We start from the raw sequence: 23,313 nt of genomic DNA on the forward strand, positions 1-23,313 counted from the left end.
TCCGTGACGTCGCCAGACAGATCAGCGCGAGCAGCAGCACCTACGTCAACGAGCTGCAGGCGCTCGTGACGGATGGAAATTCACCATGACCGCGGGATCGCTCATCGGATGCCATCAAGTCGACATCTCCTGGCCATGAAGACACTGCGGCACTGACGAATGTCGCTGCGGTGAGCTGGGTTTGGCCTCGAACTGAGCGCCGCCGCGTCGTCGCCACGGTGTCAGTCATCCTTGTCGGCGGTGCTCGGCAGGTCGGTAGGCCGTCGCGACGGTTGCTGCAATCCGCGCAGAAACGCGTTGTAGGCAGCAAGTTCCGCATCGTCGCGTTCGACGTCGGCCTCCTTTTTCGCCGCCTCCGACTCCTCGTCACGGCGCCAGCGGATGGCGAAGATCACTATGGTCAGCAACGCGACGGGCTCGCCATAAGACCACGCCAACGCGCCGGCCACCGCCTGGTCGGCGACGGGGTCGACGTTCCAGTCCGGTGGAGGATTGGCAAAGGTCTCGGTGAGCGTCCGCGGTGCCATCATCAGGATCACGCCGATGAAGACGTGCAGCGGCATTTCGACGAAGATGTCGAAGAAGCGGCCCAGGTTGCTCTGCCGGACCGGCAAGGGGCCGGTCGACAGTATCGGCAGGATGAACAACAGGCCGCTGACGAGGAAGAACACCTGCAGTGCTACGTGTCCGGCCACGCTGGCCGCCGCCGCATCGAATAGGTCGGAGAGGTACAGGCCGTAGTAGCTCAAGAGGAAAACCGGAATAGTGAAGCCGGGGTGCAACACGATCCTGCTCGCCCGGCACCGAAGTCCAGCCAGCGCGGACATCACGACGTAACGTCCGAGGCCACTGTGGGGTGTGGACCTGAGTAGCAACCGGCCAGGCGCACCCAGAACCAGCAGAGGCGGAACGAGGATCGACAGCGTCAGGTGCTGAAACATGAAGGCACTGAACAAACGGTAGCCATAGCCGTCGATGGCCAGGCCCGTGACCGCCGCCAAGGCGATACACCCTCCCAGGAAGCTCGCCGTCCGCGTCCACGCCCACTGGCGGCCTCGCGATCTGACGACTCGAACGGCGAGCACGTACCACACCGCCAACACCACTGCCAATACGGGCAGTAATGGAACCGGCGGCGGTAACCAACCGAGCATCGCCCAAACCGTCGGCGGTGAGGCGGGGAGCACCACCTGACCGATCACGGTTCCGACCACCATCGAGTCACATTGGCGCGCCCGGGTGTGCGCCGGGCCCAGCGGCGACGTGGAGCCGAGGCGGGGTCGCCGTTCACCGCGGGGGTCCTGAGCCGGATGCGGTCTCGGCGGCGAGGCGACGGACCACCGGTTCGAGGTCCTCGGCGAGCAGCGCCCGCAGGAACACCGCGGCAACGCGATGCGACCGGTCCAAGACGATGGTGGACGGGATCACGGTAGTGGGATACTTCGCGCCCAAGGCGATCATCGTGCGCATCGGTGGGTCGTATATCGATGGGAAGGTGACCTTGCGATCGACGATGAAGTCGACCGCAGCTTGGCGGTTGTTGTCGCGGACGTCGATACCAAGGAAGGCGACCCCCTCGTTTCGGGTCGCGTCGTACACCCTTTGCAATTCGGGCATCTCGGTCCGACAGGGACCACACCACTGACCCCACACGTTGATCACCACCACCTGCTCGGCGAAGTCATCGAGTGACAACGTGCGGTTGGGGTCCATGAGGTCGGGTCCGCGTATCGGCCCCGGTCGACCACGACTCAAAGGTGGATCATAGAAGATATCGACCTGCCCCCCTGGCGACACGAACTCGAACGTGCCACCCTGCGCGACGGCGTCGTCTCCGCTGGAGCATCCTGACACTGCGACACCCAGCAGCAACGCGCTCAGGCCCGCCGCGGTGCAACGCCGTATCATCGGTGGCCAAAGTATCGGAGATCGCCGCTGTCGCCAACGCTCAGCGCCCATGTCCATGTGCCGCTTCGGGGGAACCCTCCGGGCGCCCCGTTGAGTCGATGGGTCAGTCCAAGTGCCACTCGCGCGGAGCATGCTGCGCATCGACACGACGACCTCCGTGACTGGGCGTGCGGCGCCGGCGGGGCCCGGTCAGCGTGGCGTCTTCTCCGTAGAGACTACGTAGAAGCGTAGCGCAACCACTCACGACGAATGCCGGGACGACGACGACGTTGATGAGCCGGACGGACCCACGCGCCTTCATGTCACGGGCCGCGGCTGAGGTGGTGGCGTGGCGGTTTGCCCGCTCGCAACATGATGACGGCGATCGCGATCAATCCGGCGGCGGCGCCCGCCAGGATCCACAGCGCCGGGTTCGCGGTTTCGGGTTGTTGCCCGGTATGCGTGTCGTCGTAGGAATGTGTGGTGGGCGTGGTTGCAGCGGGTGTGGGAGGGACTGTCGAGGAGTCCTGTGCCGACGTCGGCTCCGCAACGACGGTCGGTGCGACGGACGAGGCGAGTCCAAGGAGGGTGGCCACGACTGCGACGACAACGGCCGCGTGCGCAGGCCTCCTCCGGGGTCGTCGTCGACACCACGTGCGCGCCGTGTTCCTGGTCATCTCACGAAGTAGATGGTGGCAAAGAGCGCGATCCACACGATATCGACGAAGTGCCAGTAATAGGACACCACGATGGCGGCCGTCGCTTGGGCGGGGGTGAACTTGCTCATGCGCGTGCGCACGAGGAGCAGGATGAAGGCGACGAGACCGCCAATGACGTGCAAACCGTGGAAACCGGTCGTGAGGTAGAAGACCGAGCCATAGGCGCTGCCGGCGATCGTGGTTCCCTCCCGCACCAGGCTGAGGTATTCGTATCCCTGGCCGAGCATGAAGAACAATCCCATGACGAAGGTGACGAAGTACCACCGGCGCAGGCCGAATACGTCGCCGCGTTCGGCGGCGAACACTCCCATCTGGCAAGTGAACGAAGACGCGATGAGGACCAGGGTCACCGGCACCGCGAGCGCGAGATTCAGCTCGGTGGGGGGTGGCGGCCACTCGTCGGCCTGGGCACGAGCGGTGAAATACATCGCGAACAGACCGGCGAAGAACATCAACTCACTGGACAACCACACGATCGTCCCCACGGCGACCATGTTCGGCCGGTTCAACGAATGAACCCGTGCCGTGATGGCGGTCGAACTTGTCATGTCGTTCCTCGTCGAGCCAAGTCCGCAGACTGTCTACTGAGTCACGACCTACTATTGCACACAGTAGTTGTGCGATAGTTGCGACGTTGGGGTACCCCGGTTGGAGTTGTCCGGAATGCGAAGCGGAAGAATGCTTTTGAACCGCGTTCCGTGCGGTGGAGCACGCGAGATGCAACCGTGCAGACGATGATCCTTGCCATGCGCGTGGACATTGGACGCGGTTGCTCGTAATCTTTCCGTGACCTACGTAGCTAGACCATAGATGTCCCTGCGTGTGAGGATTGATGTTTTGAGAATGAACCGCCCTGCCGCAGTATGCCGATCGGCGGGTGCTCTCGTCGTGGCGGTAGTGCTGGCACTGACACTTGGCGATTCGGCGGGCGTCGGGCGGGCCGATCCGGCTGCCGATGCCCTGGCCCGCTTGACGGAGCTCTCGCGCGAGGCCGAACGGACCACAGAGGCCGTGTATTCGGCCGAACTAGACCTCGAGGCGAAACTCACGGCGCAGCGCGCGGCCGAGGATCGTCAACGCTCCGAACAGGAGGCGATGACCGTGGCGCGGGCCAATCTCGCCGAGTATCAGACCGCCGTGAACCAGGTGGCGGCCGCGTCGTACATGGGCGGTTCCACCAGCACAATCAGCGCGGCGCTGACCGCGGAGTCTCCGCAACGCCTACTGGACGACCTTTCGGCCAGCAAGGTGATGGCGGCTCAGATGTCGAACCGCATCAATGCCTTTCGCGCTGCATCGGCCCGGGCCGACGACGCAGCGCGCGCGGCGCAGTCATCGGCGCTGGCAGCTCGTACCGCCGCCGAGCAGGCATCAGCCGTCCGCGCAAGCCTGCAATCCAAGCAGAGTCGGCTGCGAACACAGATAGCAGAAGTAGAGGCGCTCTACCGCGCACTCACTCCCGACCAACGTGCGGCGCTCGCCGATCCCGGGCCGGTGCCGACCGCGCCGCCGGCCCCACCAGCGGCAAACCCCGCCATCATGGCATTGCCCGAGGCGATAGCGCCGGCGGGGCCGGGTCCGTCCAACGCACCCGGTGGGGCAGCGGTCGTGCAGGCGGCGTTGACCCGTGTGGGTGCGCCCTATTCGTGGGGTGCGACAGGACCAGATGCGTTCGACTGCTCGGGGCTCATCAAGTGGGCGTTCCTGCAGAACGGCAAGTCGCTCCCGCGATCCAGTCAGGCGCTGGCGGCGGGCGGACAACCCGTGGCGACGGCCGAAGTGCAGCCCGGCGACATTGTCACCTTCTACTCGGATGCCTCGCACGCGGGCATCTACATAGGCGATGGGAACATGGTGCATGCCTCGACGTACGGCACTCCGGTGAAGGTGGCGCCGATCTCGTCGGCGCCGATCTACAACGTGCGCCGCTACTAGCCGGCTACCGGAGCGTTGCCCGCCTTCACTTGCCTAGGCAATGTTTCAGTGGCCGAGTGCGTCGGCCATCCGCAAGGGGGCCCACCGTATCGACGACATCGCGGCAATCGTCGTCGCAGAAGCACCTGCCATCTCAAGGAGTGACCCAGAGGCGTGACTGACCTTGGCGTTGCCAGACCGGAACATAAACTCATCCGCGCGGACCTCGTGTTGGTCCGATGGACACGAAGCTCAAGGAGGACTGTGAATCTGGCCACGCGCGCCGTCACGACCACACTGGTGGCGCTGGCGTTCTTGCTGTCCGGAGTCGGGGTTGCTGCCGCGCACACCTCACTCGTTGGTTCTGATCCGGTGAACGGCGCGACCGTCGCCTCCCCATTGACCGCCGTTGTGCTGAACTTCTCCGAAGAAATCAATCCAGCGTTCGCTGACGTCGCAGTTACCAGCGCTGATGGTCGAAACTGGGTGTCCGGCTCAGCAAGCGTCGAAGGTCCGCGACTCACTGCCGCCCTCGGACCCGACCGGCTCACGGACGGCCGATACACCGTCGGCTACCGCGTGGTCTCAGCAGATGGCCACCCCGTCACCGGCTCGTACACGTTCACCATCGCCGGCGTCCGCGACCAGCCTTCACCCACAACTGCGCCATCCCCTGCAGCACCTAGCACCGATGAGCCGTCAGTACCGGCGCCCGCGGCACCCGCAGGTTCGGACACCAAAGCATCCGTACTCACAGCGGCCGGCGTCGGCCTGGCCCTTGGAGGTGTGATCGCGTTCTGGCAACACAGGCGCCGTCGGAAGAACGCTGCCCATCACCCCGGCTCTGAACCCGGGCCGGGCAGGTCGGCGTAGCACTCCACCGTCACTTTCGAATATGCCGAACCAGGGGCGGGGCCTGCCAGGCGCTGACTACTCCTACTGGCCGAGAGCGTTCTGTATCGCAACGCCCAGGTCGGCGTAAGTTTTGATATCTAACTGCTTCCCGTTGACGAAGAAGGTAGGCGTGCCCTGCACGCCGAGGGCGGTGCCGTCGGCGATGTCCTCCTTGATTCGCTCAAGTGTGGCCGGAGCGTTGTACGCCTCATCCCACGCAGCTACATCGAGACCCAGTTCGGTTGCGTATCCGCGGAACACCTCGTCTGCCGGGACCTGCTGTTCGCCCCATTGACTCTGCGTCTCGAACATCTTCTTGTACATCGGTTCGAACTGGCCTTGCTGCGCCGCTGCTTCTACCGCACGTGCCGCGCGTTCTCCGTTGAAGTGCCCGGGCATCGGGAAGTAGCGGGCGACGAAGGTGACTTGCTGGCCGTACTGTGCGCGCAACTGCTCAACGGCGGGGAACGCCGCGCCGCAACCTTCACATTCGAAATCGAGAAATTCGACAAAGGTCACATCGCTGTCGGGCGGGGAACTGAGGCGATGACTGTTCTCGCGCACCACCTGGGCTTCGCCATCACCCTGTGTTGCACCCGATCCTGCGGTACCACCATCTCGGCTTGAAAAGTACACACCGGCGCCGATCACCGCAGTGATGACAACAAAGACAGTCAGCAGAATTCGAGTCATTGGATTCACGTCGGGAGGTCCTTTCGCTCCGCAGCGCTCTCTGAGCCTGAGCAATCTACGGTGTATCTACGTAAATAGTTCTACCACGATAGCGCTCCGCCCACGTTCAAGCGTCCTTCGCTTGCCGACTCTTGTTATTTCTCAACATGGTTCGGAGCACACCCGGAGCCAATCACTGCCGGGCTCGATGTCGGCGGCGTTCGAAACCCTTTGCGATGAAGCATGTCGACATCAGTCCGGCGCCTTCGCCCCTCAGGCCCGAACCGCATGGACTGGCGCCGTAGTGCGGCTCATCGCCTCCTGGTCAAGGGCGCAATGCGCTGCCACTTACCCATTTGTCCCAGGGCACAGACCAATCTCCGTTCTGCCACTGTTCCAGAGGTGCGCCGCCAGTATTGCGGACCTCGACAACATCGCCCACATTGGCGAAGTCGTAGTACCACGCGGCATTCTCAGCGCTCAGATTCAGACAGCCCGCCGAAACGTTGGTGTTTCCCTGCGCCCACACCGTCGCTTCGCGGTCATGGAGGTAGATGCCGTCGGGACTGATCCGCACTGCGTTCGGGACGCTGATCTTGTACCCCGACGCAGAATCGACGGGCAATCCATAAGTCGACGAGTCCATCAGGACGGGATTCTGCTTCTCCATCACCGTGTAAACGCCAGGTTGTGTCCAGAAAGCGATCGTCTTGTCCCCGACAGTCTGCGTCCCTCCCCGGCCCATCGATGTCGGCATCGTGCGGACCAAACGGCCGTCCTCGTAGACACTGACCTGTTTGGTCGTGTCATCGGCGATCGCCACACGAGATGGCCCGATCCGGAAACTGACCCGCTTGTCCTGTTCTCCGAATAGTCCACCACCGAGATCGGTGCCGTAGAGATCTGCGTTGACCGTGACCTCGGTCCCGGAAGGAAAATACTCGCGGGGCCGCCAGTGCGCCTTGCGATCGTTGACCCACATCCACGAACCCGCTAACTGCGGCGACGTTTTGACCTGGAGGCGGGATTCGGCCGCAGCACGGTCAGGGATATCCGCGTCGAAAGTTGCCACGATCACCGTTCCGACACCGTAGACGCCTCCGTCTACCAGCGACGCTCCGTTGGTCATGCCCAGTCTTATCCCGGCCTGGGATTGCGGCGCGACGGTAGAGAACTCCGAAACGGACGTGATGGTGCGGGAGTCGGCCCCCCGGCCGGTCGCGCTGAGCGTGTAGGACCGTCCGTACCCGAGTGGCTCGGCGGGCTCCCACGCGCGTCCGCCCCTCACCATTCGACCGGCAACGAGCTTGCCCTGTTCGTTCTGCATACGCACATCGGTCAGGGTGCTGGCAGTCGCGGTCACCTTCACTGCTCCGACGGGTACCACATCGCTCGCGCCTGTTCGGGGGAGAATCTCGATTGCAGGAGGCTCGGGCGCGGCCTGCGGCGTCTGCTCAACCTCGAGAGCACCGGGCGCCGCCAGTGCATTCGACAGCCGAGGCTTGAGCGCACTCGTCTGCGATGCCGTCACCAATACCGCGACAGCCGACAACACGCTCAGCGCAGCTGCCTGTCGGCGTCCAGCCAACTTCTTCATCACAACCATCCGTCGGATCGCGCTCTTTCTTACGTAGCCACATAGTAGTTGGTGGCGCCGCCAACTACCGTTCCGACGGGGCGGGGCGGTAGAAGGGCGGCCCTCAATTTCAACGCGACTGAGCACCGGCGATAGTGACGTGCGCAGTACTTACGAACTCCGGAAGGCACTATGTCCAACTCGTCTGTCACCGTGACGATGGAACGCCACCAGATCGCCATCTACCTCGGCGGGCTCGCTGCCGGCGCCGCCGCGGGACTGGCCTGGCCTGCCGGCGGACCGACCTGGGAAGCGGCGATATATCCGGTATTGGGCGCGCTGCTCTACGCCACGTTCCTGCAGGTGCCGTTCACCAAACTCACTGCCGCGTTCCGCGACGGCCGATTCCTCGGCGCAGTCTTACTGGTCAACTTCGTCGTCGTGCCACTGGTGGTCGCTGGACTGACGCTCGTGGTGTCACTGCAGCAGGCGGTGCTACTCGGTGTCCTGCTGACGCTGCTGACTCCATGTATCGACTATGTAATCGTCTTCAGCGGCCTCGCCGGCGGGGACAGCCAACGCTTGCTAGCCGCTGCGCCGCTGCTGATGCTCGCGCAAATGGCCACACTGCCACTGTTGCTGTGGCTCTTCGTCGGACCAGAACTCGCCGACATCGTCGAGGTCGGCCCGTTCGTGGAAGCCTTCCTCGTTCTGATCGTGCTCCCGCTCGCGTTGGCCTGGGCCACCGAAGCCCTGTCCAACCGCCACCGCATCGGGTATGCCATCTCCGCTGCGATGACCACCGCGATGGTGCCGCTCATGACCGCCACCCTGTTCGTGGTCGTGGCAAGTCAGTTCCCGAAAATCGCCGATCAGAGCGACCAAGTGCTGACGGTCGTACCGATCTACGCCGCATTCCTGGTCATCATGGCCGGTGTTGGAATGGTCGCGGCGAAGCTACTCCGCCTCGACTCCCCGCGCTCGCGTGCGTTGATCTTCAGTGGCGCGACACGCAATTCGCTGGTCGTGCTGCCGTTGGCGCTCGCCCTGCCCGACGCGTACGCGGTCACCGCGATCATCGTCGTCACCCAAACCCTTGTCGAACTCCTCGGAATGATCATCTACGTCCGTCTCATCCCACGACTGACACCCGCACTGCCCGACAATGCGTAGAACTGCCTCAACACCCCCTGCGCTCGTGGACCGACATCTCGTTGGAGGCAGACGGTGCCTTCATCGATGCGCTGCTCAGCGACAACGACAAACGGGGTGGCCACGAGGCCTGACCCGACCCTGAGGTCGGCTGGCATGATCGAACTCATGAGCATCGATGCCGTGCACACGTCACGCTCGCGGCGACGGTGGCCTGACGTGAGAGCCGGTGCAGTCGGCATCGCGGTCGGCACAGGGCTCGCCCTGGCGCTCGCATCCCCCGCAAACGCGCGGCCGTCGGATCCCGGCGTGGTGAATTACGCCGTGCTGCCGAAGGGGTCAGTGGGCAACATCGTCGGTGCGCGGATGGGCTTCGAGTGGACCTACTCCGACCCGTTCCAGTCCTTCTACGTCGACAACCCGGTGTGCAACAACTGGGCCGACATCGGTCTGCCCGAGGTGTACAACGATCCCGACCTGGCGGCGTTCAACGGTGCGGTGGCGCAGCAGTCTCCGACCGACATGACGCACTTCGTCAAGCAGGCGGTCGGGGTGTTCGCCACCTCCGAGGCCGCCGACCGGGCCTTTGCGCGGGTCGTCGACCGGACCGCCGGATGTAGCGGGCAGACCACGGCAATGCACCTGGACAACTTCACCACCCAGGTGTGGACGTTCACCGGCGGGCCGACGACCGCGACGGACGCAGACTGGGTCAAGCAGGAGGCCGGCACCGACCGACGGTGCTTCGTCACCACCCGCAAACGTGAGAACGTGCTGCTACAGGCCAAGGTATGTCAGTCGGGCAACGGCGGTCCTGCCGTCAACGTCCTGGCGGGCGCGATGCAGAACACCCTGGGCCAGTAGTACGCGGCCGCACACAACGCGTAACGCCCGTCGAATTCGGGCACACGTCATCCACGCGTCATGCGCCGAACGCGAGACTTTGTCGGTGCGCTCTGGACAATAGAAGACGCATCGATCGATCCAGACCCGGAGGGAGCGGCGGAGATGGCCCGCACCATGGCATCCGACTGTGTCGCCGATGAACTGACCAGCGCATCCGCCGCTGCCGAACACCTCGTCGCCGGGTGCCTGATCGACGGTCCGGCGGGCCGGGTCGGCCTCGAGATCGAGGCGCACTGCTACGACCTGGCCGATCCTTCGAGGCGGCCCGGGTGGGACGAGTTGACCGCGGCGATCTCCGATCTGCCGCCGCTGCCCGGCGGCAGCCTGGTCACCGTCGAACCCGGCGGTGCGGTCGAACTCTCGGGGCCGCCCATGAGCGATCCGACGACGGCGATCTCGGCGATGGCCTCGGACCGGGCAGTGCTGCGCACGGCGTTCAAGCAGGCCGGGCTCGGTGTGGTGTTGCTCGGCGCCGACCCGCTGCGGCCGTCCGAGCGGGTGAACCCCGGTGCGCGCTATCACGCGATGGAACAGTTCTTCCACGCCAGCCAGACCGGCACCGCGGGTGCGGCGATGATGACCTCCACCGCGTCGATCCAGGTCAATGTCGAGGCCGGACCGCGGACGATGTGGGCCGACCGGGTTCGGCTGGCGCATGCCCTGGGCCCAACGATGATTGCGATCTCCGCGAACTCCCCGGTGCTCGGTGGCAGTTTCACCGGCTGGCAGTCGACCCGTCAGCGTGTGTGGAGCCAACTGGACTCGGCTCGGTGCGGGCCGATTCTGGGTGAGAGCGGGGACGATCCGGCCAGCGACTGGGCGCGCTACGCGTTGCGCGCGCCGGTGATGCTCGTGCACAGTCCCGACCCGGTTCCGGTGGTGGAATGGGTGCCGTTCGCGGACTGGGCCGACGGGCGGGTGCTGCTCGGCGACCGAAGGCCGACGATGGCTGACCTGGACTATCACCTGACCACGCTGTTCCCGCCGGTGCGACCACGCGGATTCCTGGAGGTGCGCTACCTCGACAGCGTGCCGGACGCGATCTGGCCCGCAGTGGTGTTCACCCTGGCCACCCTGCTGGACGATCCGGGAGCCTCCGATACCGCGGCCGAGGCCACCGAATCAGTGGCCACCGCATGGGACCGGGCCGCGCAGGTCGGCCTCCGGGACCGGCGACTGCACGCAGCCGCGCTGCGGTGTGTGCAGGCGGCCGCCGAGCGCGCGCCAGGCGACCTCGAGGAATCGATGGGGCTGCTGATGCGTTCGGTCGAACAGGGCCGCAGCCCGGCCGACGACTTCGCCGACCGCGCGGTCCGGTACGGGATCGCCGGCGCGGTCACCCAACTGGCACAAGGGGAGCTGTGACGTCACGCGAGATGCTCGCCGACGAACTGGCCGCGGCGAGGAACCGCACGCTGCGGCTCGTCGACTTCGACGACGACGAGGTGCACCGCCAGTACGACCCGCTGATGAGCCCGCTGGTCTGGGATCTGGCGCATATCGGCCAGCAGGAGGAGTTCTGGCTTCTCCGTGGCGGCGACCCGAACCGGCCCGGCCTGCTGTCACGACAGGTCGATCAGCTCTACGACGCATTCACGCACTCCCGGGCGAGCAGGGTCGGCCTGCCGCTGCTGCCTCCCGCCGATGCCCGTGCGTACTGCGCCACCGTGCGTGGCAGGATCCTCGACGCGCTGGACACGCTGCCCGACGGACACCCCGACGCATTCACCTTCGGGATGGTGGTCAGCCACGAGAACCAACACGACGAGACGATGCTGCAGGCGCTGAACCTACGGACCGGTGCGCCGCTGCTGGACCGGGGCAGTGTGTTGCCCGCGGGACGCGCCGGAGTGGCCGGGACGTCGGTGTTGATCCCAGCCGGTGAGTTCGTTCTCGGGGTCGACGCCGCGGCGGAACCGTTCTCGCTGGACAACGAACGTCCCGCCCACGCCGTCGATGTCGCCGCCTTCCGCATCGGCCGGGTGCCGGTGACCAACGCCGAGTGGCAGCAGTTCATCGACGGCGACGGGTACCGGGAGAGCCGCTGGTGGTCTGAAGCGGGCTGGGCCCACCGGCAGCAGGCCGGTCTGACGGCTCCGCTGTTCTGGAACGGTGACGGCAGCCGCACCCGGTTCGGCCACGTGGAGGACATCCCGGGCGACGAACCCGTTCAGCACGTCACCTTCTTCGAGGCGCAGGCCTACGCGGCCTGGGCGGGTGCGCGGCTGCCCACCGAGATCGAATGGGAGAAAGCCTGTGCCTGGGATCCGGATTCCCGGTCCCGGCGTCGATACCCTTGGGGCGCGGCACAACCCACCGCTGAGCTGGCCAACCTGGGGGGCGACGCGCTCCGTCCGGCACCTGTCGGCGCCTACCCCGCGGGTGCGTCGGCGTACGGGGCCGAGCAGATGTTGGGTGATGTGTGGGAGTGGACGACCTCGCCGCTGCGGCCGTGGCCGGGCTTCACCCCGATGGTCTACGACCGGTACTCCGAACCGTTCTTCGACGGCGTCGGCTCCGGTGACTACCGGGTGCTGCGCGGGGGATCCTGGGCGGTGGCGGCGGGCATCCTGCGCCCCAGCTTCCGCAACTGGGATCACCCCATCCGCAGGCAGATCTTCTCGGGCGTGCGGTTGGCGTGGGATGTGTAGACACCTGGCCTGGCTCGGTGCGCCGGTGTCGGTGGCGTCGCTGATCCTCGACCCACCGTCGGGCCTGCTGGTCCAGTCCTATGCACCCCGTCGCCAGAAGCACGGTCTGATGAATGCCGACGGTTGGGGCATCGGCTTTTTCGACAGCGAAGTGCCGCGACGCTGGCGTAGCGCGACACCGCTGTGGGGTGACGCGTCCTTCGCCTCTGTCGCACCGGCGTTGGTCAGCGGGTGTGTGGTGGCGGCAGTGCGATCCGCGAGCGTCGGCATGTCGATCGAGCCGTCGGCCTCGGCGCCGTTCACCGACGGAACCTGGCTGCTGTCGCACAACGGGATCGTCGACCGCGCAGTGTTGCCCGCGACGCGGCAGGCCGAATCCACCAACGACAGTGCCCTGCTCGCGGCCCTCATCTTCGACCGCGGCGTGGACCGCCTCGCCGACACCATCGCCGGGGTTGCGGCCGACGACCCGAATGCCCGGCTGAACATCTTGGCCGCCAACGGTTCTCGACTCGTCGCCACCACGTGGGGAGACACCCTGTCGGTGCTGCGCCGAGACGACGGCGTGGTGCTGGCCAGCGAACCCTACGACGACGACCCAGCCTGGCAGGAGATCCCCGACCGCCACCTCGTGGAGGTCATCAACGAGCGTGTGCAGCTGACCCCGCTGAAAGGATCGTGATGACGTTCTCACTGGCCAACTACCTGGCCGCCGACGCCGCCGAGGAAGCGCTTCGCCGCGATGTCCGCGATGGCCTGGCACAGTCTCCGAAGTCGTTGCCACCCAAGTGGTTCTACGACTCCGTCGGCAGTGACCTGTTCGACCAGATCACCCGCCTTCCCGAGTACTACCCGACCCGTGCCGAGGCGCAGATCCTCGGGGCGCGTGCCGCGGAGATCGCGGCTGCCTCCGGCGCCGACACGCTCGTGGAGCTGGGCAGTGGCACCTCGGAGAAGACCCGGATGTTGCTCGACGCACTGCGCGACCGGGAATCGTTGCGCAGGTTCGTGCCGTTCGACGTCGACGCCAGCGTGCTGACCGCCGCAGGGGCGGCCATCGAGCAGGAGTACCCCGGTGTCGAGATCACCGCGGTCTGCGGCGATTTCGAAGAGCACCTGGGCAAGATCCCTTCCGAGGGCCGGCGCCTGGTTGCATTCCTGGGATCGACGATCGGCAACCTGACTCCCGGGCCGCGCGCCGACTTCCTGTCCTCGGTGGCCGACATGCTTCAACCCGGCGACTCGTTGCTGCTGGGCACCGACCTGATCAAGGACACCGACCGGCTGATCCGCGCCTACGACGACAGCGCGGGGGTGACGGCGCAGTTCAACCGCAACGTGCTGTCGGTGGTGAACCGGGAACTCGACGCCGACTTCGATGTCACCGCATTTGCGCATGTGGCCCGGTTCAACGCTGCCGAGGAGCGCATCGAGATGTGGCTGAGGTCGACGCGCGCCCAACGTGTCCGCATCGCCGCTCTGGACCTCGAGGTCGACTTCGCCGACGGCGAGGAGATGCTCACCGAGGTGTCGTGCAAATTCCGCCGCTCGGGTGTCGACGCCGAGTTGGCCGCCGCCGGGCTACGCCGCACCCACTGGTGGACCGACGAGCCCGGCGACTTCGGACTGTCGCTGTCGGTCAAATGACTCCGGCCGCAGACCGCACGCTCGCCGAGAACTGGCGCGCGGCAAGGCCGCCCGTCGCCGGGGTGCACTTCGACAGCGCAGCCTGCTCGCGCCAGAGCTTCGCGGTGATCGACGCCGCCGCCCAGCACGCCCGTCATGAGGCCGAGGTCGGCGGATACGTCGCCGCCGAGGCCGCCGCCCCCGCCCTCGATGCGGGTCATGCCGCGGTCCGGGCGCTGACCGGGATGCGCGACGCCGACGTCGTCCTCACCACCGGTGCCAACCACGCACTCGACATCCTGCTCGGCGAGTGGACCGGGGAACGCACGCTGGCGTGCCTGCCGGGGGAGTTCGGTCCCAGCCTGATGAGCATGCAGCGTCACGGCTTCGAGATCCGCGAGCTTCCGGTCGACGGATTCGGCCGTCTCGACCTCGACGCGGTCGGTGCGTTCCTGTCGTCGAATCCGCCTGCGCTGGTGCACTTCACCGTGCTGGCCAGCCACACCGGGATCGTACAACCCGCACGTGAGATGGCCTCGGCGTGCCGGGCACACGACATCACGCTGATCGTCGACGCGGCCCAGGGTTTCGCCCATCTGGACTGCACCGGCATCGGTGCCGACGTGCTGTACACCACGTCGCGCAAGTGGACGGCCGGCCCGCGGGGCGTCGGCATGCTGGCGACCCGCCCCGGTTGGTTCTCCCAGGCCACGATGGAGCGGTTGAGTCACGCGGAGAAGAACATCGGGCTGCACGTCGCGCTGTCGGTTGCCCTCGGTGAGCATGTCGCGGCGGGGCCACAGGAGATTCAGGCCAGGCTGCGCGAGGTCGGTGCTGTCACCCGCGGCGCGCTCGGGCAGGCCACCGGGTGGCGTGTCGTCGAGCCCGACGACGAACCCAGCGCCATCACGACTCTGCAGCCGCCCGACGGGGTCGACCCGATGGAGGTGCGGGCGCGGTTGATCGCCGAGCACTCCATCGTCACGACGTTCCTCGGTCTGGAACGTGCGCCGCGGGAGATGACTCGACCGGCGCTGCGGGTGTCGCCGCACGTCGACGTCACCGATGCCGACCTCGAGACACTCGTCGAGGCGCTGGCCGCGGTTACGCGCTGACCGTCGTCGTTGCCAACCGCACCGGCATCTGCTTGACCCCGGGCACCATCGTCGCCTGCATCCGGACGACCGCACCGTCGAGTTCGATGTGCTCGAAGCGGGCCAGCAGTTCCTCGAACAGCACCCGCGCTTCCAGGCGGGCCAGCTGCGCACCCAGGCAGGAATGCTCACCACACCCGAATGCCAAGTGCGGGTTCGGGTTCCGGGTGATGTCGAGCTGCTCGGCGGTGGGTCCGAAGATCTCCTCATCGCGGTTGGCCGAACCGTAGAGCATGGTGAGGAATTGGCCCTCGCGGATCAGCTGTCCGCGAATCTCGACATCCTGGGTGGCGCATCGGGACATGTTGGCAACCGGCGTGGTGAAGCGGAGCAACTCCTCGACCGCCGACGGCATGAGTTCGGGATCCTCCCGCAGCAGCCGGAACTGCTCGGGATTGTTGATGAGCGCCAGCGTGCCCAGAGCGATGAGGTTGCGGGTCGTCTCGTTGCCGGCGACCAGCAGCAGCAGGCAGAACTGGAGTAGGTCCTGATCGGTCAGCCGTTCACCGTCTACCTCGGCGGCGACCAGCACCGACAGCAGATCGTCGGCGTGGCCGAGGGCACCGCTGCGGCGCAGCGAGATCAGCTCCTGGAAGTATTCGTAGAGCTGGCCCAGCGCGGTGAAGGTGTCCAGTTCGACGTCGGGGTCGTCCATCCCCACCGTCGCATCCGACCACGTCCGGAACTGCTCCCAGTCCTGGTCGGGAGCACCGAGCAACTCGGCGATCATCCGCGTCGGCAGTGGTGCGGCGATCTGTTCGGCGAACTCGGCGCCGGCGTCCGGATCGATGCTGTCCAGTGCGGCCCGGGCGAACGTGCGCAGCTTGGGTTCCAGGATCGCCACCTGGCGGCGGGTGAACCCGGTGTTGATCAGCTTGCGCAGCTGCCGGTGCCGCGGCGGGTCGGTGAAGATCAGGCTGCCGTCGAGCACCGGGTTGCCGATCGCCGGGTCGGGGACGGTGATGCCCTTGGCCGAGGAGAACAGTGCCGGGTTGGTCGAGACGTATCGGATGTCCTCGTACTTCAGCAGCCCCCAGAAACCGGCCTCGGCGTTCCAGCACACCGGTTCGGTGGCACGCAGTTCCCGGTAGGCGGGGTACGGGTCGCCTGCGTAGAACGCGGGGGAGTGCAGGGGCTGGGCCATCAGATCTCCTTCGGTCAGGTCGGTGGTGGTGGTGCCGAACAGTGGTGCAGGCCGGCCAGGATGACTCGCAGGCCGTGTTCGAAGAGCAGCTGGGCATCGCCCGCTCCGGTGCGTCGCAGGTGGTGCTCCAGCTGCACCGAGCCGAGGAGATGGATGTAGAGGACCGCGTGCGCGGAATCCACATCGTCTGGCGGCCAACCTGATTCGGCCAGGATCTGCTTGGCGGTGTGATTCATGGCGTGGGCTGCGCCGATCATCGGGCGTTGCTGGATCAGTGCGGCGATGCCCGGGACGGCGACCATCGCGCGCCAGGCGTTGCCGTAGATCTCGGTGATCCGGTCCTCCCAGTCGCCGTCCACGGGGATCTCGATGCTCTCGAGGACCGAGTCGGTGAGCAGGTCGAGCATCGCGGCCTTGTCCTTGACGTGGTAGTAGACCGACGACGCCGATGTCCCTGCCTCCGCGGCGAGGTTGCGCATCGTGACGTTCTCGACGCCGACCCGGCGCGCGAGCTCCAGCAGGTGTTTGACCAGGTGTTCGCGGTCGAGCGCGCCGTAGGGCAGGACCGAGGTGGTGCGTCGGGTCCGTGCCATGCCCCTCACCCTTCTGAACAACGTTCGGATTCGAACAGTGTTCAGATCAGATCATCCGAAAGCTCCTCGGTCAAGAGGGGGCAGCGTCCATTCCGCGAGCGCGCGTGTCTGCACAGCGGCGCGCCGCAAATGGTGTGCAGGAGCGCGCGCTTGTCGCGGCCGAACGATCCGAAACTGTCAGCGGGGCAGGTCCCAGGTGTGTACCGGGTCGTTGGAATGCATCCGCTCGCAGTACAACCGCAGCATCTCGGCGAGCGCGTCGGGCCGGCTCAACCCGCGACCCTGCAGCGCCTCGACCGCCGCCGACTGCCACACCGCTCCGTTGCGGCCGGTCTTGGCGCGGCCCTCGATCACCCCGAGGTAGCGGTCGCGCACATCAGCGGCAACCTCCCACCGACGAAGACCCTCCTCGGCCATCGGCAACAATTCGCGCAGCACCAGTTCGTCCGGGGTGACCTCACCCAGGCCCGGCCAGTACAACCGGGCGTCCATGCCCCGCTGCGCCGCGGCCAGGAAATTGGCCTCTGCCGCAGCGAAACTCATCTTCGTCCACAAAGGCCTGTCCTCCTCGGACAGTGCTCGCAGCATCCCGTAGTAGAACGCGGAGTTGGCCATCATGTCGACGACGGTCGGCCCCGCAGGCAGCACCCTGTTCTCGACGCGCAGGTGCGGTCGACCGTTCACCACGTCGTACACCGGCCGGTTCCATCGGTAGATGGTGCCGTTGTGCAGCCGCAGTTCCGACAGCTGCGGGGTGCGTCCGGCTGCCAATTCGGCAACGGGGTCCTCGTCGGAGAGCTCGGGAAGCAGTGACGGGAAGTAGCGCACGTTCTCCTCGAACAGGTCGAAGATCGACGTGATCCAGCGTTCCCCGAACCACACCCGCGGGCGCACTCCCTGCGTCTTGAGCTCGTCGGGACGCGTGTCGGTGGCCTGGGCGAACAGTTCGATCCGCGTCTCCGACCACAGGTGGTGGCCGAAGAAGTACGGGGAGTTGGCGCCCAGCGCCAACTGCGGGCCGGCCAGCACCTGGGCGGCGTTCCAGTTGTTGGCGAAGTCGGCCGGGGAGACCTGCAGATGCAACTGCATGCTGGTGCACGCCGACTCGGGTGCAATAGACGCGGTCTGCAGGGACAGCCGTTCGGGACCGGCGATGTCGATCATGATGTCCTCACCACGGGCGGTGAAGATCGAGTCGTTGAGAGCCTGATACCGCGTCGACTCGCTCATCCAGGGTCCGGACAGGTGCTCGGGCATCAGGGTGGGCAGGATCCCGATCATCACGATGTGAGCGCCGTCGGTGTTGGCCTTGACCTCGGCGGCGTTGAGGCTGGCGCGGACCTCACCCTCGAGGTCCAGCGCGGCGCGCCCCGGCAATCGCCGCGGCGGCACGTTGAATTCGATGTTGTAGGCGCCCAATTCGGTCTGATAGGCAGGGTCGGCGATCGAGGCGAGTACCTCGGAGTTGCTCATCGCAGGCTGGTAGTGGGAGTCGACGAGGTTGCATTCGATCTCCATGCCGGTCAGTGGCTTCTCGAAGTCGAAACTCGACTGCGCGAGCATGGTCTCGAAGACATCGAGGGACAACTGAACCTTGCGTCGGTAGTCCCGGCGGTGCGCGCGACTGAATACCGTCTGCTTCAGTTCCTCGCCCACGTGCCGAAGCCTAACGGCGGGATGCCACCACCACTTGCGGACTGAACAACCCGCCGCGTAACTCCACCTCGATCGACGGGTCGGCATAGGCGGCCAGCGCCCGCATCGCCGACGGGCTGTAGGCACGCAGCGAACTGATCACCCCGTCATGCAGAAACGGGGCGAACGGCGCCAGCGGCAGCATCGCGGCCAGTTGCAGCACATGCAGCGGCGCGGGGGGCCGCGGCAGGTCGATGATCACCAGCTTGGTCGCTACCCGGGTGCCCTCGGCGAACACCCGCGCGGCCGAATCCGGCGGCAGGTGATGGAAGGACAGTGCAAAGACCGCGAGGTCGAACTCCTCGTCATCGGCATCCAACGACGTCGCATCCATTTCGCGCACGGTGGCGCGCGGATGGGCTCCGATGTCGCCGGCCGCGATCGCCGCGACCGACGCGGGTTCGACGTCGGTCACCGTCAGCCGCGCTGTCGGATGCCAGTCCAGCAGCTTGCGGGACAGTGCGCCGTGGCCGGCGCCCAATTCGAGGATCCGAGGGTCGGCGACCTCGGCCACCTCGTCGAGCACGATCTTGGCGAACTTCTCGTGGTTGCCGAACACCTCGCCGGTCCAGTCCAGCGCGCGGATCACGCTGCGCTTGCGCGCCTCGAGGTCCGCATCTCCGTCGGAGGCACGGTCCAGGTACTCCCGCCGGCCGGTCTGCAGCAGCCGGTCCAGACAGGAGGCGTCCGGGCCGCCCCGGGGCATGCGGGTGATGTCGATCGTGCTGACTGTTGAGGTACCCACGCCATCCATCATGGACGACCCGTCGCCACGTCGGTCATCGGAGGGAAACACGGCGCACACATCATCGCAACCACATGGTCATAGCGTCACGTCATGTCGGCGCGCCGTCCAGTGTGTGCCAGGTCGTACGGGCTCGTCCGGTGGGTACGGCGGTCCGGGAAAGGATCTTGATGGCCGCCGAGCAGAGCGACCCCGTCAGCCACGACCCCTTGATCATCTCCTCGTCGCCGTCGGCGGCGATCGTCGTCGACGATTTTGTGGCGTCGGAGGCGCACAGTTCACTGCACAACGAAGAACTGTCACCGACGTCTCCTGCGCAGCGGAAGTGGGGTTGGTTCGAGATCTTCAACGTCTGGACCAACGACGTCCAGAGCCTGGCCGGCTACACGCTGGCCGCCAGCCTGTTCGTCACCGCCGGCATCAACGGCTGGTTCGTCCTGGCGGCGATCGTCCTGGCCGGGACGTTGGTGATGTTCTTCGTGAACTGGTCGGGTCGGCCGAGCGTCAAGTACGGCGTGCCCTATCCGGTGGTGGCCCGAGCGTCGATGGGCGTGCGGGGGGCGATGTTCCCGGCCACCGTCCGGGGTATCGTCGCCATCTTCTGGTACGGCGCGCAGACCTACTTCGCCTCCACCGCAGTCGCATTGGCCATCAACGCGGTGCTGGGTGCGACGCCGACGGGGATGTTCCTCGGGATGACCTGGGTGGACTGGGTCTCCTACACCGTGGTGGCCGGCTTCCAGATCTGGTTGTTCGTCCGCGGTCTGGACGGAATCGTGAAGTTCCTCAACTTCGCGGGCCCCGCGGTGTACGCGGTGATGATCCTGCTGCTGGTCGCGATCTGGTGGCAGGCCGGTTCCGGGTTGTTGAGTTCGGTCGGTGACCTGTTCGCCGGGGAGAAGCAGGGCACCGCCGCGATCGCCGCGTTCTTCGGGGTGGTGGGAACGATGATCGCCTACTTCTCGGCGGTGATCATCAACTTCGGCGACTTCGCCCGGTTCACCCGCAGCGACCAGGAAATGAAGAAGGGCAACCTGCTCGGGCTCCCGGTGAGCCTGACGTTCTTCACGCTGCTGTCGCTGTTCATCACCGCCGGCGCCTACATCGTGTTCCAGGACGGTCAGGGCGACCCGATGACCAACCCCGCCGACATCGTCGGCGCGGTCGGCAACGTGTGGCTCTCCATTCTGGCTGCGGTCACCTTCTTCATCGCCACCGTCGGCATCAACCTGGTGGCGAACTTCATTCCGCCGGTCTACGACATCGTGAACCTCAAGCCGGAGAAGCTGAACTTCCGGATCGCCGGGTTCATCACCGCCGCATTGGGTTTCCTCATCGGCGCGCTGTGGGTGTCGGTCATCGGCAACGCGGGTCTGCCCAAGTTCGTCGACACCCTCGGCGCGGTCCTGGCCCCGCTCTACGGCATCATGATCGCTGACTACTTCCTGCTGCGGCGCCAGACGCTCAAGCTGAAGGACCTGTACTCGGTCGATCCTGTCGGCATCTACTACTTCAACAAGGGCTGGAATGTCCGGGCGCTGTGGGCCTTTGCGGTGTCCGGGGTGTTCGCGATCTCCGCGGTCTGGGTGCCCGCGCTGCACGCGCTGTCCGGGTTCGCCTGGGTGTTCGGCGCGGCCCTGGGTGCGGGGCTGCACTGGCTGGTGATGCGCGGTCACTCGATCGACGCCCCGAAGGAGTCGGTCACCGCCTGAGATCTCAGGCGGCGGAGTCCAGTTCCTGTCGGATGTCGTCGTCGAGCGTGATGTCGGCGACGGCGGTGTTCTGCTCCAGATGAGCCACCGACGAGGTGCCGGGGATCAGCAACACGTTCGGTGCCACCGACAGCGTCCAGGCCAAGACGATCTGGGCCGGGGTGTGCCCCAGACGGGCCGCCTCACGGACCACCGCCGGGTGTCCGAGCACCGGGTTGTCGGCGGAGAAACCAGAACCCAGGGGGAAGAACGGAACGAACGCGATCCCGTGTTCCGCGCACAGTTCCAGCACCGGGCCAGACGTGCGGTCGAGCAGGTTGTAGGCGTTCTGGACGCAGACGATCTCCGTGCGGTCCAAGGCGATTCGTAGGTGCTCGGCTGCGATGTTGCTCAGGCCGATCCCGTCGATCAGACCTTCATCGCGCGCCGCGATCATCGCGGACAACTGACGGTCGAACAGGTCGTGATCCACCTCGATGGGCGCGTTGGGGTCCACGCCGCCGAACACCCGCAGGTTGACCGCGGCCAGCCGGTCGGTCTGCAGCGTGTTCAGATTCTCATCGATCTGCCGGCGTAGGTCGTCGGGCTCTGGTGCCGGCAGCCAGTTGCCCACGTCGTCGCGCTTGCCGCCGACCTTGCTGACCAGAGCGAGGTTCGCGGGGTAGGGGTGCAGCGCTTCGCGGATGAGTTCGTTGGCGACGTCGGGGCCGTAGATCTGCGCGGTGTCGATGTGGTTGATGCCGAGTTCTACTGCCCGCCGCAGGACGGCGACGGCCTGGTCGTGGTCGCGCGGCGGGCCGAACACGCCGGGTCCGGGCAGTTGCATGGCGCCGAACCCGACGCGACCGACGGAGTGGGTGCCCAGGGGGGAAAGAAGTCCATGTGGTCAGTCTTCTCCGAGAACCTGATAGATCTCGCGGCGGGCAGTGTTGACGATGTCGACGATGCGCTGCTGCTGCTCGCTGTTGGCGGCGTGGGCCGACTGGGCGACCGCGCCCATCAGCTGTCCGACGGCGTTGCGCAGGCCCATCGCGCCGGGGTCGGCGTCCTGGGTGATCTCGTCCCACGGCGCGGTCTCGATCTTCTCGGCTGCGGCGCGACCGTCGTCGGTCAGCTCGAAGCGCTTCTTGCTGCCCTCGGACTCCGTGGCGATCAGCAGGCCTTCGTCGACGAGGAGTTGCAGCGTGGGATACACCGAGCCGGGGCTGGGCTTCCACAGCTGCTGGCTGCGTTCGTTGATCTCCTGGATCATCTCGTAGCCGTGCATCGGGCCGTCGACGAGCAGTTTGAGGATCGCGGCGCGGACGTCACCGCGCCTGCCGCGGCCGCCGCCGCGCGGCCCACCGCGCCGGCCGCCGCGAGCGCCCGGCCCGAAGCCGAAACCGCCGCCGGGCCCGAAGCCGCCGGGGCCGAAGCCGCCTGGTCCGAAGCCGCCGAACCCGGGCCCGAAGCCGGCGTCGCCGCGGTGCTCGCGGATGTGGTCGCGGAACTCGCGACGGGACTGTCTGCGCTGTTCGTGCAGTGCGCGACGGTTCTCGGGGCTGAAGCCGAAGCCGGGGCCACCGAAGGGGGGTCCCGGGGGTGTGAATGGGGTGTTCATGTTCGTGTCCTTCTTTCGACAGGAAGCACGGAGTGCGCTTCCGATACGTTGACGATATATCGGAAACTATCGCGATGCAACGACGAGTTTGGTGTCAGTCGGCCGCGCGGGCGTCGATCGAGGTGACCAGCCACTGCGCCCACTGCTCCTCCATCGCGGTGTCCCGCAGTCCGAACTCGAGCGCTGCGCGTCCGTAGAACGCCGCGTCGCTGTCGCCCCACTCCAATGAATCACGAAGGTGCTCAAGCTTTTTGCGTTCGGCGGCGGCGCGTTGCGCGAAGGCTGAGGCGTAGCTCCTGGCGTCGTCGAGGGCCAGTTCGCCGAGCAGGAAGACTCGAAGCAGGTCCGGTCGGCGCCTCGGCGGGTCGTCCTGGGAATCACCGATCCAGCGGACGAGTTCGGCGCGACCGGAGCCGGTGACCCGGTATTCCTTGCGGCCGCGCGGTCCGACGGCGGCCACCTCGATCAGGCCTGCGTCGGCCAGCTTGTTCAACTCGCCGTACAGCTGACTCTGGGTGGCGGGCCAGACGTTGGCCATCGACTTCTCGAACCGCTTGAGCAGGTCATAGCCACTGCCGGGATGCTGAGCGAGCAGGCCGAGCGCGGCGAATCGAAGACTCATGGCGGCATCGTACGGCCTCGACATTCCAGAACTGGAGCATCGGACTGCGAC

At 66.3% G+C, this 23,313-nt stretch carries 23 protein-coding genes; 10 read left to right on the top strand and 13 right to left on the bottom strand.

Features of this window, described 5'->3' with window-relative positions:
• Positions 1-221: 221 nt before the first annotated feature.
• The 4 genes from ABDC78_RS18785 to ABDC78_RS18800 all read right to left on the bottom strand — a co-directional run bounded on the left by ABDC78_RS18785 (position 222) and on the right by ABDC78_RS18800 (position 3,154).
• Positions 222-1,217, bottom strand: a complete 996-nt coding sequence (locus ABDC78_RS18785; protein ID WP_178357451.1) for a cytochrome c oxidase assembly protein — start codon at positions 1,215-1,217, stop codon at positions 222-224.
• Positions 1,218-1,287: 70 nt separating this feature from the next.
• Entirely contained in the window at positions 1,288-1,908 is a 621-nt protein-coding gene (locus ABDC78_RS18790; RefSeq protein ID WP_163681082.1) for a TlpA disulfide reductase family protein, read from the bottom strand.
• Positions 1,909-2,210: 302 nt separating this feature from the next.
• Entirely contained in the window at positions 2,211-2,483 is a 273-nt protein-coding gene (locus ABDC78_RS18795) for a hypothetical protein (protein ID WP_256735881.1), read from the bottom strand.
• 77 nt (positions 2,484-2,560) lie between these two features.
• Complete coding sequence (locus ABDC78_RS18800) at positions 2,561-3,154, bottom strand: heme-copper oxidase subunit III (protein ID WP_178357453.1); 594 nt, start codon at positions 3,152-3,154, stop codon at positions 2,561-2,563.
• Positions 3,155-3,449: 295 nt separating this feature from the next.
• Between ABDC78_RS18800 and ripC the strand changes: the two genes are divergently transcribed.
• Positions 3,450-4,541: a peptidoglycan hydrolase RipC gene (ripC, locus tag ABDC78_RS18805; RefSeq protein ID WP_218620339.1), complete on the top strand. Its 1,092-nt coding sequence runs from the start codon at positions 3,450-3,452 to the stop codon at positions 4,539-4,541.
• Between the two features lie 243 nt (positions 4,542-4,784).
• Positions 4,785-5,393, top strand: a complete 609-nt coding sequence (locus tag ABDC78_RS18810; protein WP_347133140.1) for a copper resistance CopC family protein — start codon at positions 4,785-4,787, stop codon at positions 5,391-5,393.
• Between the two features lie 63 nt (positions 5,394-5,456).
• On the opposite strand, the gene ABDC78_RS18815 is transcribed toward ABDC78_RS18810, so the two are convergent.
• Together ABDC78_RS18815 and ABDC78_RS18820 are read right to left on the bottom strand one after the other, a co-directional pair.
• Positions 5,457-6,116, bottom strand: a complete 660-nt coding sequence (locus ABDC78_RS18815; RefSeq protein WP_178357455.1) for a thioredoxin domain-containing protein — start codon at positions 6,114-6,116, stop codon at positions 5,457-5,459.
• Between the two features lie 295 nt (positions 6,117-6,411).
• Complete coding sequence (locus ABDC78_RS18820; RefSeq protein WP_347133142.1) at positions 6,412-7,692, bottom strand: Ig-like domain-containing protein; 1,281 nt, start codon at positions 7,690-7,692, stop codon at positions 6,412-6,414.
• Between the two features lie 162 nt (positions 7,693-7,854).
• Here ABDC78_RS18820 and ABDC78_RS18825 point away from each other — a divergent pair, with 162 nt between their 5' ends.
• From ABDC78_RS18825 to egtE, 7 genes are all read left to right on the top strand, one after another.
• Entirely contained in the window at positions 7,855-8,835 is a 981-nt protein-coding gene (locus ABDC78_RS18825; protein WP_178357456.1) for a bile acid:sodium symporter, read from the top strand.
• A 135-nt stretch (positions 8,836-8,970) separates the two neighbouring features.
• A complete protein-coding gene (locus tag ABDC78_RS18830; protein WP_347133144.1) occupies positions 8,971-9,678 on the top strand; it encodes a sensor domain-containing protein in 708 nt (235 codons plus the stop codon).
• 144 nt (positions 9,679-9,822) lie between these two features.
• Complete coding sequence (gene egtA / locus ABDC78_RS18835; RefSeq protein ID WP_178357457.1) at positions 9,823-11,085, top strand: ergothioneine biosynthesis glutamate--cysteine ligase EgtA; 1,263 nt, start codon at positions 9,823-9,825, stop codon at positions 11,083-11,085.
• Entirely contained in the window at positions 11,082-12,371 is a 1,290-nt protein-coding gene (egtB, locus tag ABDC78_RS18840) for an ergothioneine biosynthesis protein EgtB (protein WP_178357458.1), read from the top strand. The genes egtA and egtB overlap by 4 nt, the downstream gene beginning before the upstream one ends.
• Positions 12,364-13,053, top strand: coding sequence for an ergothioneine biosynthesis protein EgtC (gene egtC / locus ABDC78_RS18845; RefSeq protein WP_178357459.1), 690 nt, complete (start codon positions 12,364-12,366; stop codon positions 13,051-13,053). The genes egtB and egtC overlap by 8 nt, the downstream gene beginning before the upstream one ends.
• A complete protein-coding gene (egtD, locus tag ABDC78_RS18850) occupies positions 13,053-14,018 on the top strand; it encodes an L-histidine N(alpha)-methyltransferase (protein ID WP_178357460.1) in 966 nt (321 codons plus the stop codon). The genes egtC and egtD overlap by 1 nt, the downstream gene beginning before the upstream one ends.
• Positions 14,015-15,112, top strand: coding sequence for an ergothioneine biosynthesis PLP-dependent enzyme EgtE (egtE, locus tag ABDC78_RS18855; RefSeq protein ID WP_178357461.1), 1,098 nt, complete (start codon positions 14,015-14,017; stop codon positions 15,110-15,112). The genes egtD and egtE overlap by 4 nt, the downstream gene beginning before the upstream one ends.
• Here the strand turns inward: egtE and ABDC78_RS18860 are convergent.
• The 4 genes from ABDC78_RS18860 to ABDC78_RS18875 form a co-directional block, all read right to left on the bottom strand.
• Entirely contained in the window at positions 15,102-16,295 is a 1,194-nt protein-coding gene (locus ABDC78_RS18860) for a cytochrome P450 (RefSeq protein WP_178357462.1), read from the bottom strand. The genes egtE and ABDC78_RS18860 overlap by 11 nt on opposite strands.
• 14 nt (positions 16,296-16,309) lie before the next feature.
• Positions 16,310-16,888, bottom strand: coding sequence for a TetR/AcrR family transcriptional regulator (locus tag ABDC78_RS18865; RefSeq protein WP_178357463.1), 579 nt, complete (start codon positions 16,886-16,888; stop codon positions 16,310-16,312).
• Positions 16,889-17,065: 177 nt separating this feature from the next.
• On the bottom strand, positions 17,066-18,544 hold the full coding sequence (locus ABDC78_RS18870; RefSeq protein ID WP_178357464.1) for a glutamate--cysteine ligase: 1,479 nt from the start codon (positions 18,542-18,544) through the stop codon (positions 17,066-17,068).
• Between the two features lie 10 nt (positions 18,545-18,554).
• Positions 18,555-19,289 carry a class I SAM-dependent methyltransferase gene (locus tag ABDC78_RS18875; protein WP_178357502.1) on the bottom strand — a complete coding sequence of 245 codons (735 nt, stop codon included), beginning with the start codon at positions 19,287-19,289 and terminating at the stop codon, positions 18,555-18,557.
• Between the two features lie 209 nt (positions 19,290-19,498).
• Between ABDC78_RS18875 and ABDC78_RS18880 the strand changes: the two genes are divergently transcribed.
• A complete protein-coding gene (locus ABDC78_RS18880) occupies positions 19,499-21,040 on the top strand; it encodes an NCS1 family nucleobase:cation symporter-1 (RefSeq protein ID WP_178357465.1) in 1,542 nt (513 codons plus the stop codon).
• Between the two features lie 4 nt (positions 21,041-21,044).
• On the opposite strand, the gene ABDC78_RS18885 is transcribed toward ABDC78_RS18880, so the two are convergent.
• From ABDC78_RS18885 to ABDC78_RS18895, 3 genes are all read right to left on the bottom strand, one after another.
• Positions 21,045-21,866: an oxidoreductase gene (locus ABDC78_RS18885; protein WP_178357466.1), complete on the bottom strand. Its 822-nt coding sequence runs from the start codon at positions 21,864-21,866 to the stop codon at positions 21,045-21,047.
• Positions 21,867-21,926: 60 nt separating this feature from the next.
• Entirely contained in the window at positions 21,927-22,640 is a 714-nt protein-coding gene (locus ABDC78_RS18890; protein WP_178357467.1) for a PadR family transcriptional regulator, read from the bottom strand.
• Between the two features lie 94 nt (positions 22,641-22,734).
• Positions 22,735-23,262 (bottom strand): PadR family transcriptional regulator, encoded by a 528-nt coding sequence (locus ABDC78_RS18895; protein WP_178357468.1) that lies wholly within the window; start codon positions 23,260-23,262, stop codon positions 22,735-22,737.
• Between the last annotated feature and the right edge of the window lie 51 nt (positions 23,263-23,313).

It is taken from the genome of Mycobacterium sp. DL (genome assembly GCF_039729195.1).
GTDB lineage: Bacteria > Actinomycetota > Actinomycetes > Mycobacteriales > Mycobacteriaceae > Mycobacterium > Mycobacterium hippocampi_A.

Excerpts from the sequence above, each read along its gene's own strand:
- ABDC78_RS18785 (WP_178357451.1), bottom strand. The coding sequence starts at position 1,217 with ATGGTGGTCGGAACCGTGATCGGTCAGGTGGTGCTCCCCGCCTCACCG.
- ABDC78_RS18790 (WP_163681082.1), bottom strand. The coding sequence starts at position 1,908 with ATGATACGGCGTTGCACCGCGGCGGGCCTGAGCGCGTTGCTGCTGGGT.
- ABDC78_RS18800 (WP_178357453.1), bottom strand. The coding sequence starts at position 3,154 with ATGACAAGTTCGACCGCCATCACGGCACGGGTTCATTCGTTGAACCGG.
- ripC (WP_218620339.1), top strand. The coding sequence starts at position 3,450 with ATGAACCGCCCTGCCGCAGTATGCCGATCGGCGGGTGCTCTCGTCGTG.
- ABDC78_RS18820 (WP_347133142.1), bottom strand. The coding sequence starts at position 7,692 with ATGGTTGTGATGAAGAAGTTGGCTGGACGCCGACAGGCAGCTGCGCTG.
- ABDC78_RS18825 (WP_178357456.1), top strand. The coding sequence starts at position 7,855 with ATGTCCAACTCGTCTGTCACCGTGACGATGGAACGCCACCAGATCGCC.
- ABDC78_RS18830 (WP_347133144.1), top strand. The coding sequence starts at position 8,971 with ATGATCGAACTCATGAGCATCGATGCCGTGCACACGTCACGCTCGCGG.
- egtA (WP_178357457.1), top strand. The coding sequence starts at position 9,823 with ATGGCCCGCACCATGGCATCCGACTGTGTCGCCGATGAACTGACCAGC.
- egtC (WP_178357459.1), top strand. The coding sequence starts at position 12,364 with ATGTGTAGACACCTGGCCTGGCTCGGTGCGCCGGTGTCGGTGGCGTCG.
- egtD (WP_178357460.1), top strand. The coding sequence starts at position 13,053 with ATGACGTTCTCACTGGCCAACTACCTGGCCGCCGACGCCGCCGAGGAA.
- egtE (WP_178357461.1), top strand. The coding sequence starts at position 14,015 with ATGACTCCGGCCGCAGACCGCACGCTCGCCGAGAACTGGCGCGCGGCA.
- ABDC78_RS18860 (WP_178357462.1), bottom strand. The coding sequence starts at position 16,295 with ATGGCCCAGCCCCTGCACTCCCCCGCGTTCTACGCAGGCGACCCGTAC.
- ABDC78_RS18865 (WP_178357463.1), bottom strand. The coding sequence starts at position 16,888 with ATGGCACGGACCCGACGCACCACCTCGGTCCTGCCCTACGGCGCGCTC.
- ABDC78_RS18875 (WP_178357502.1), bottom strand. The coding sequence starts at position 19,289 with ATGCCCCGGGGCGGCCCGGACGCCTCCTGTCTGGACCGGCTGCTGCAG.
- ABDC78_RS18880 (WP_178357465.1), top strand. The coding sequence starts at position 19,499 with ATGGCCGCCGAGCAGAGCGACCCCGTCAGCCACGACCCCTTGATCATC.
- ABDC78_RS18885 (WP_178357466.1), bottom strand. The coding sequence starts at position 21,866 with ATGCAACTGCCCGGACCCGGCGTGTTCGGCCCGCCGCGCGACCACGAC.
- ABDC78_RS18890 (WP_178357467.1), bottom strand. The coding sequence starts at position 22,640 with ATGAACACCCCATTCACACCCCCGGGACCCCCCTTCGGTGGCCCCGGC.
- ABDC78_RS18895 (WP_178357468.1), bottom strand. The coding sequence starts at position 23,262 with ATGAGTCTTCGATTCGCCGCGCTCGGCCTGCTCGCTCAGCATCCCGGC.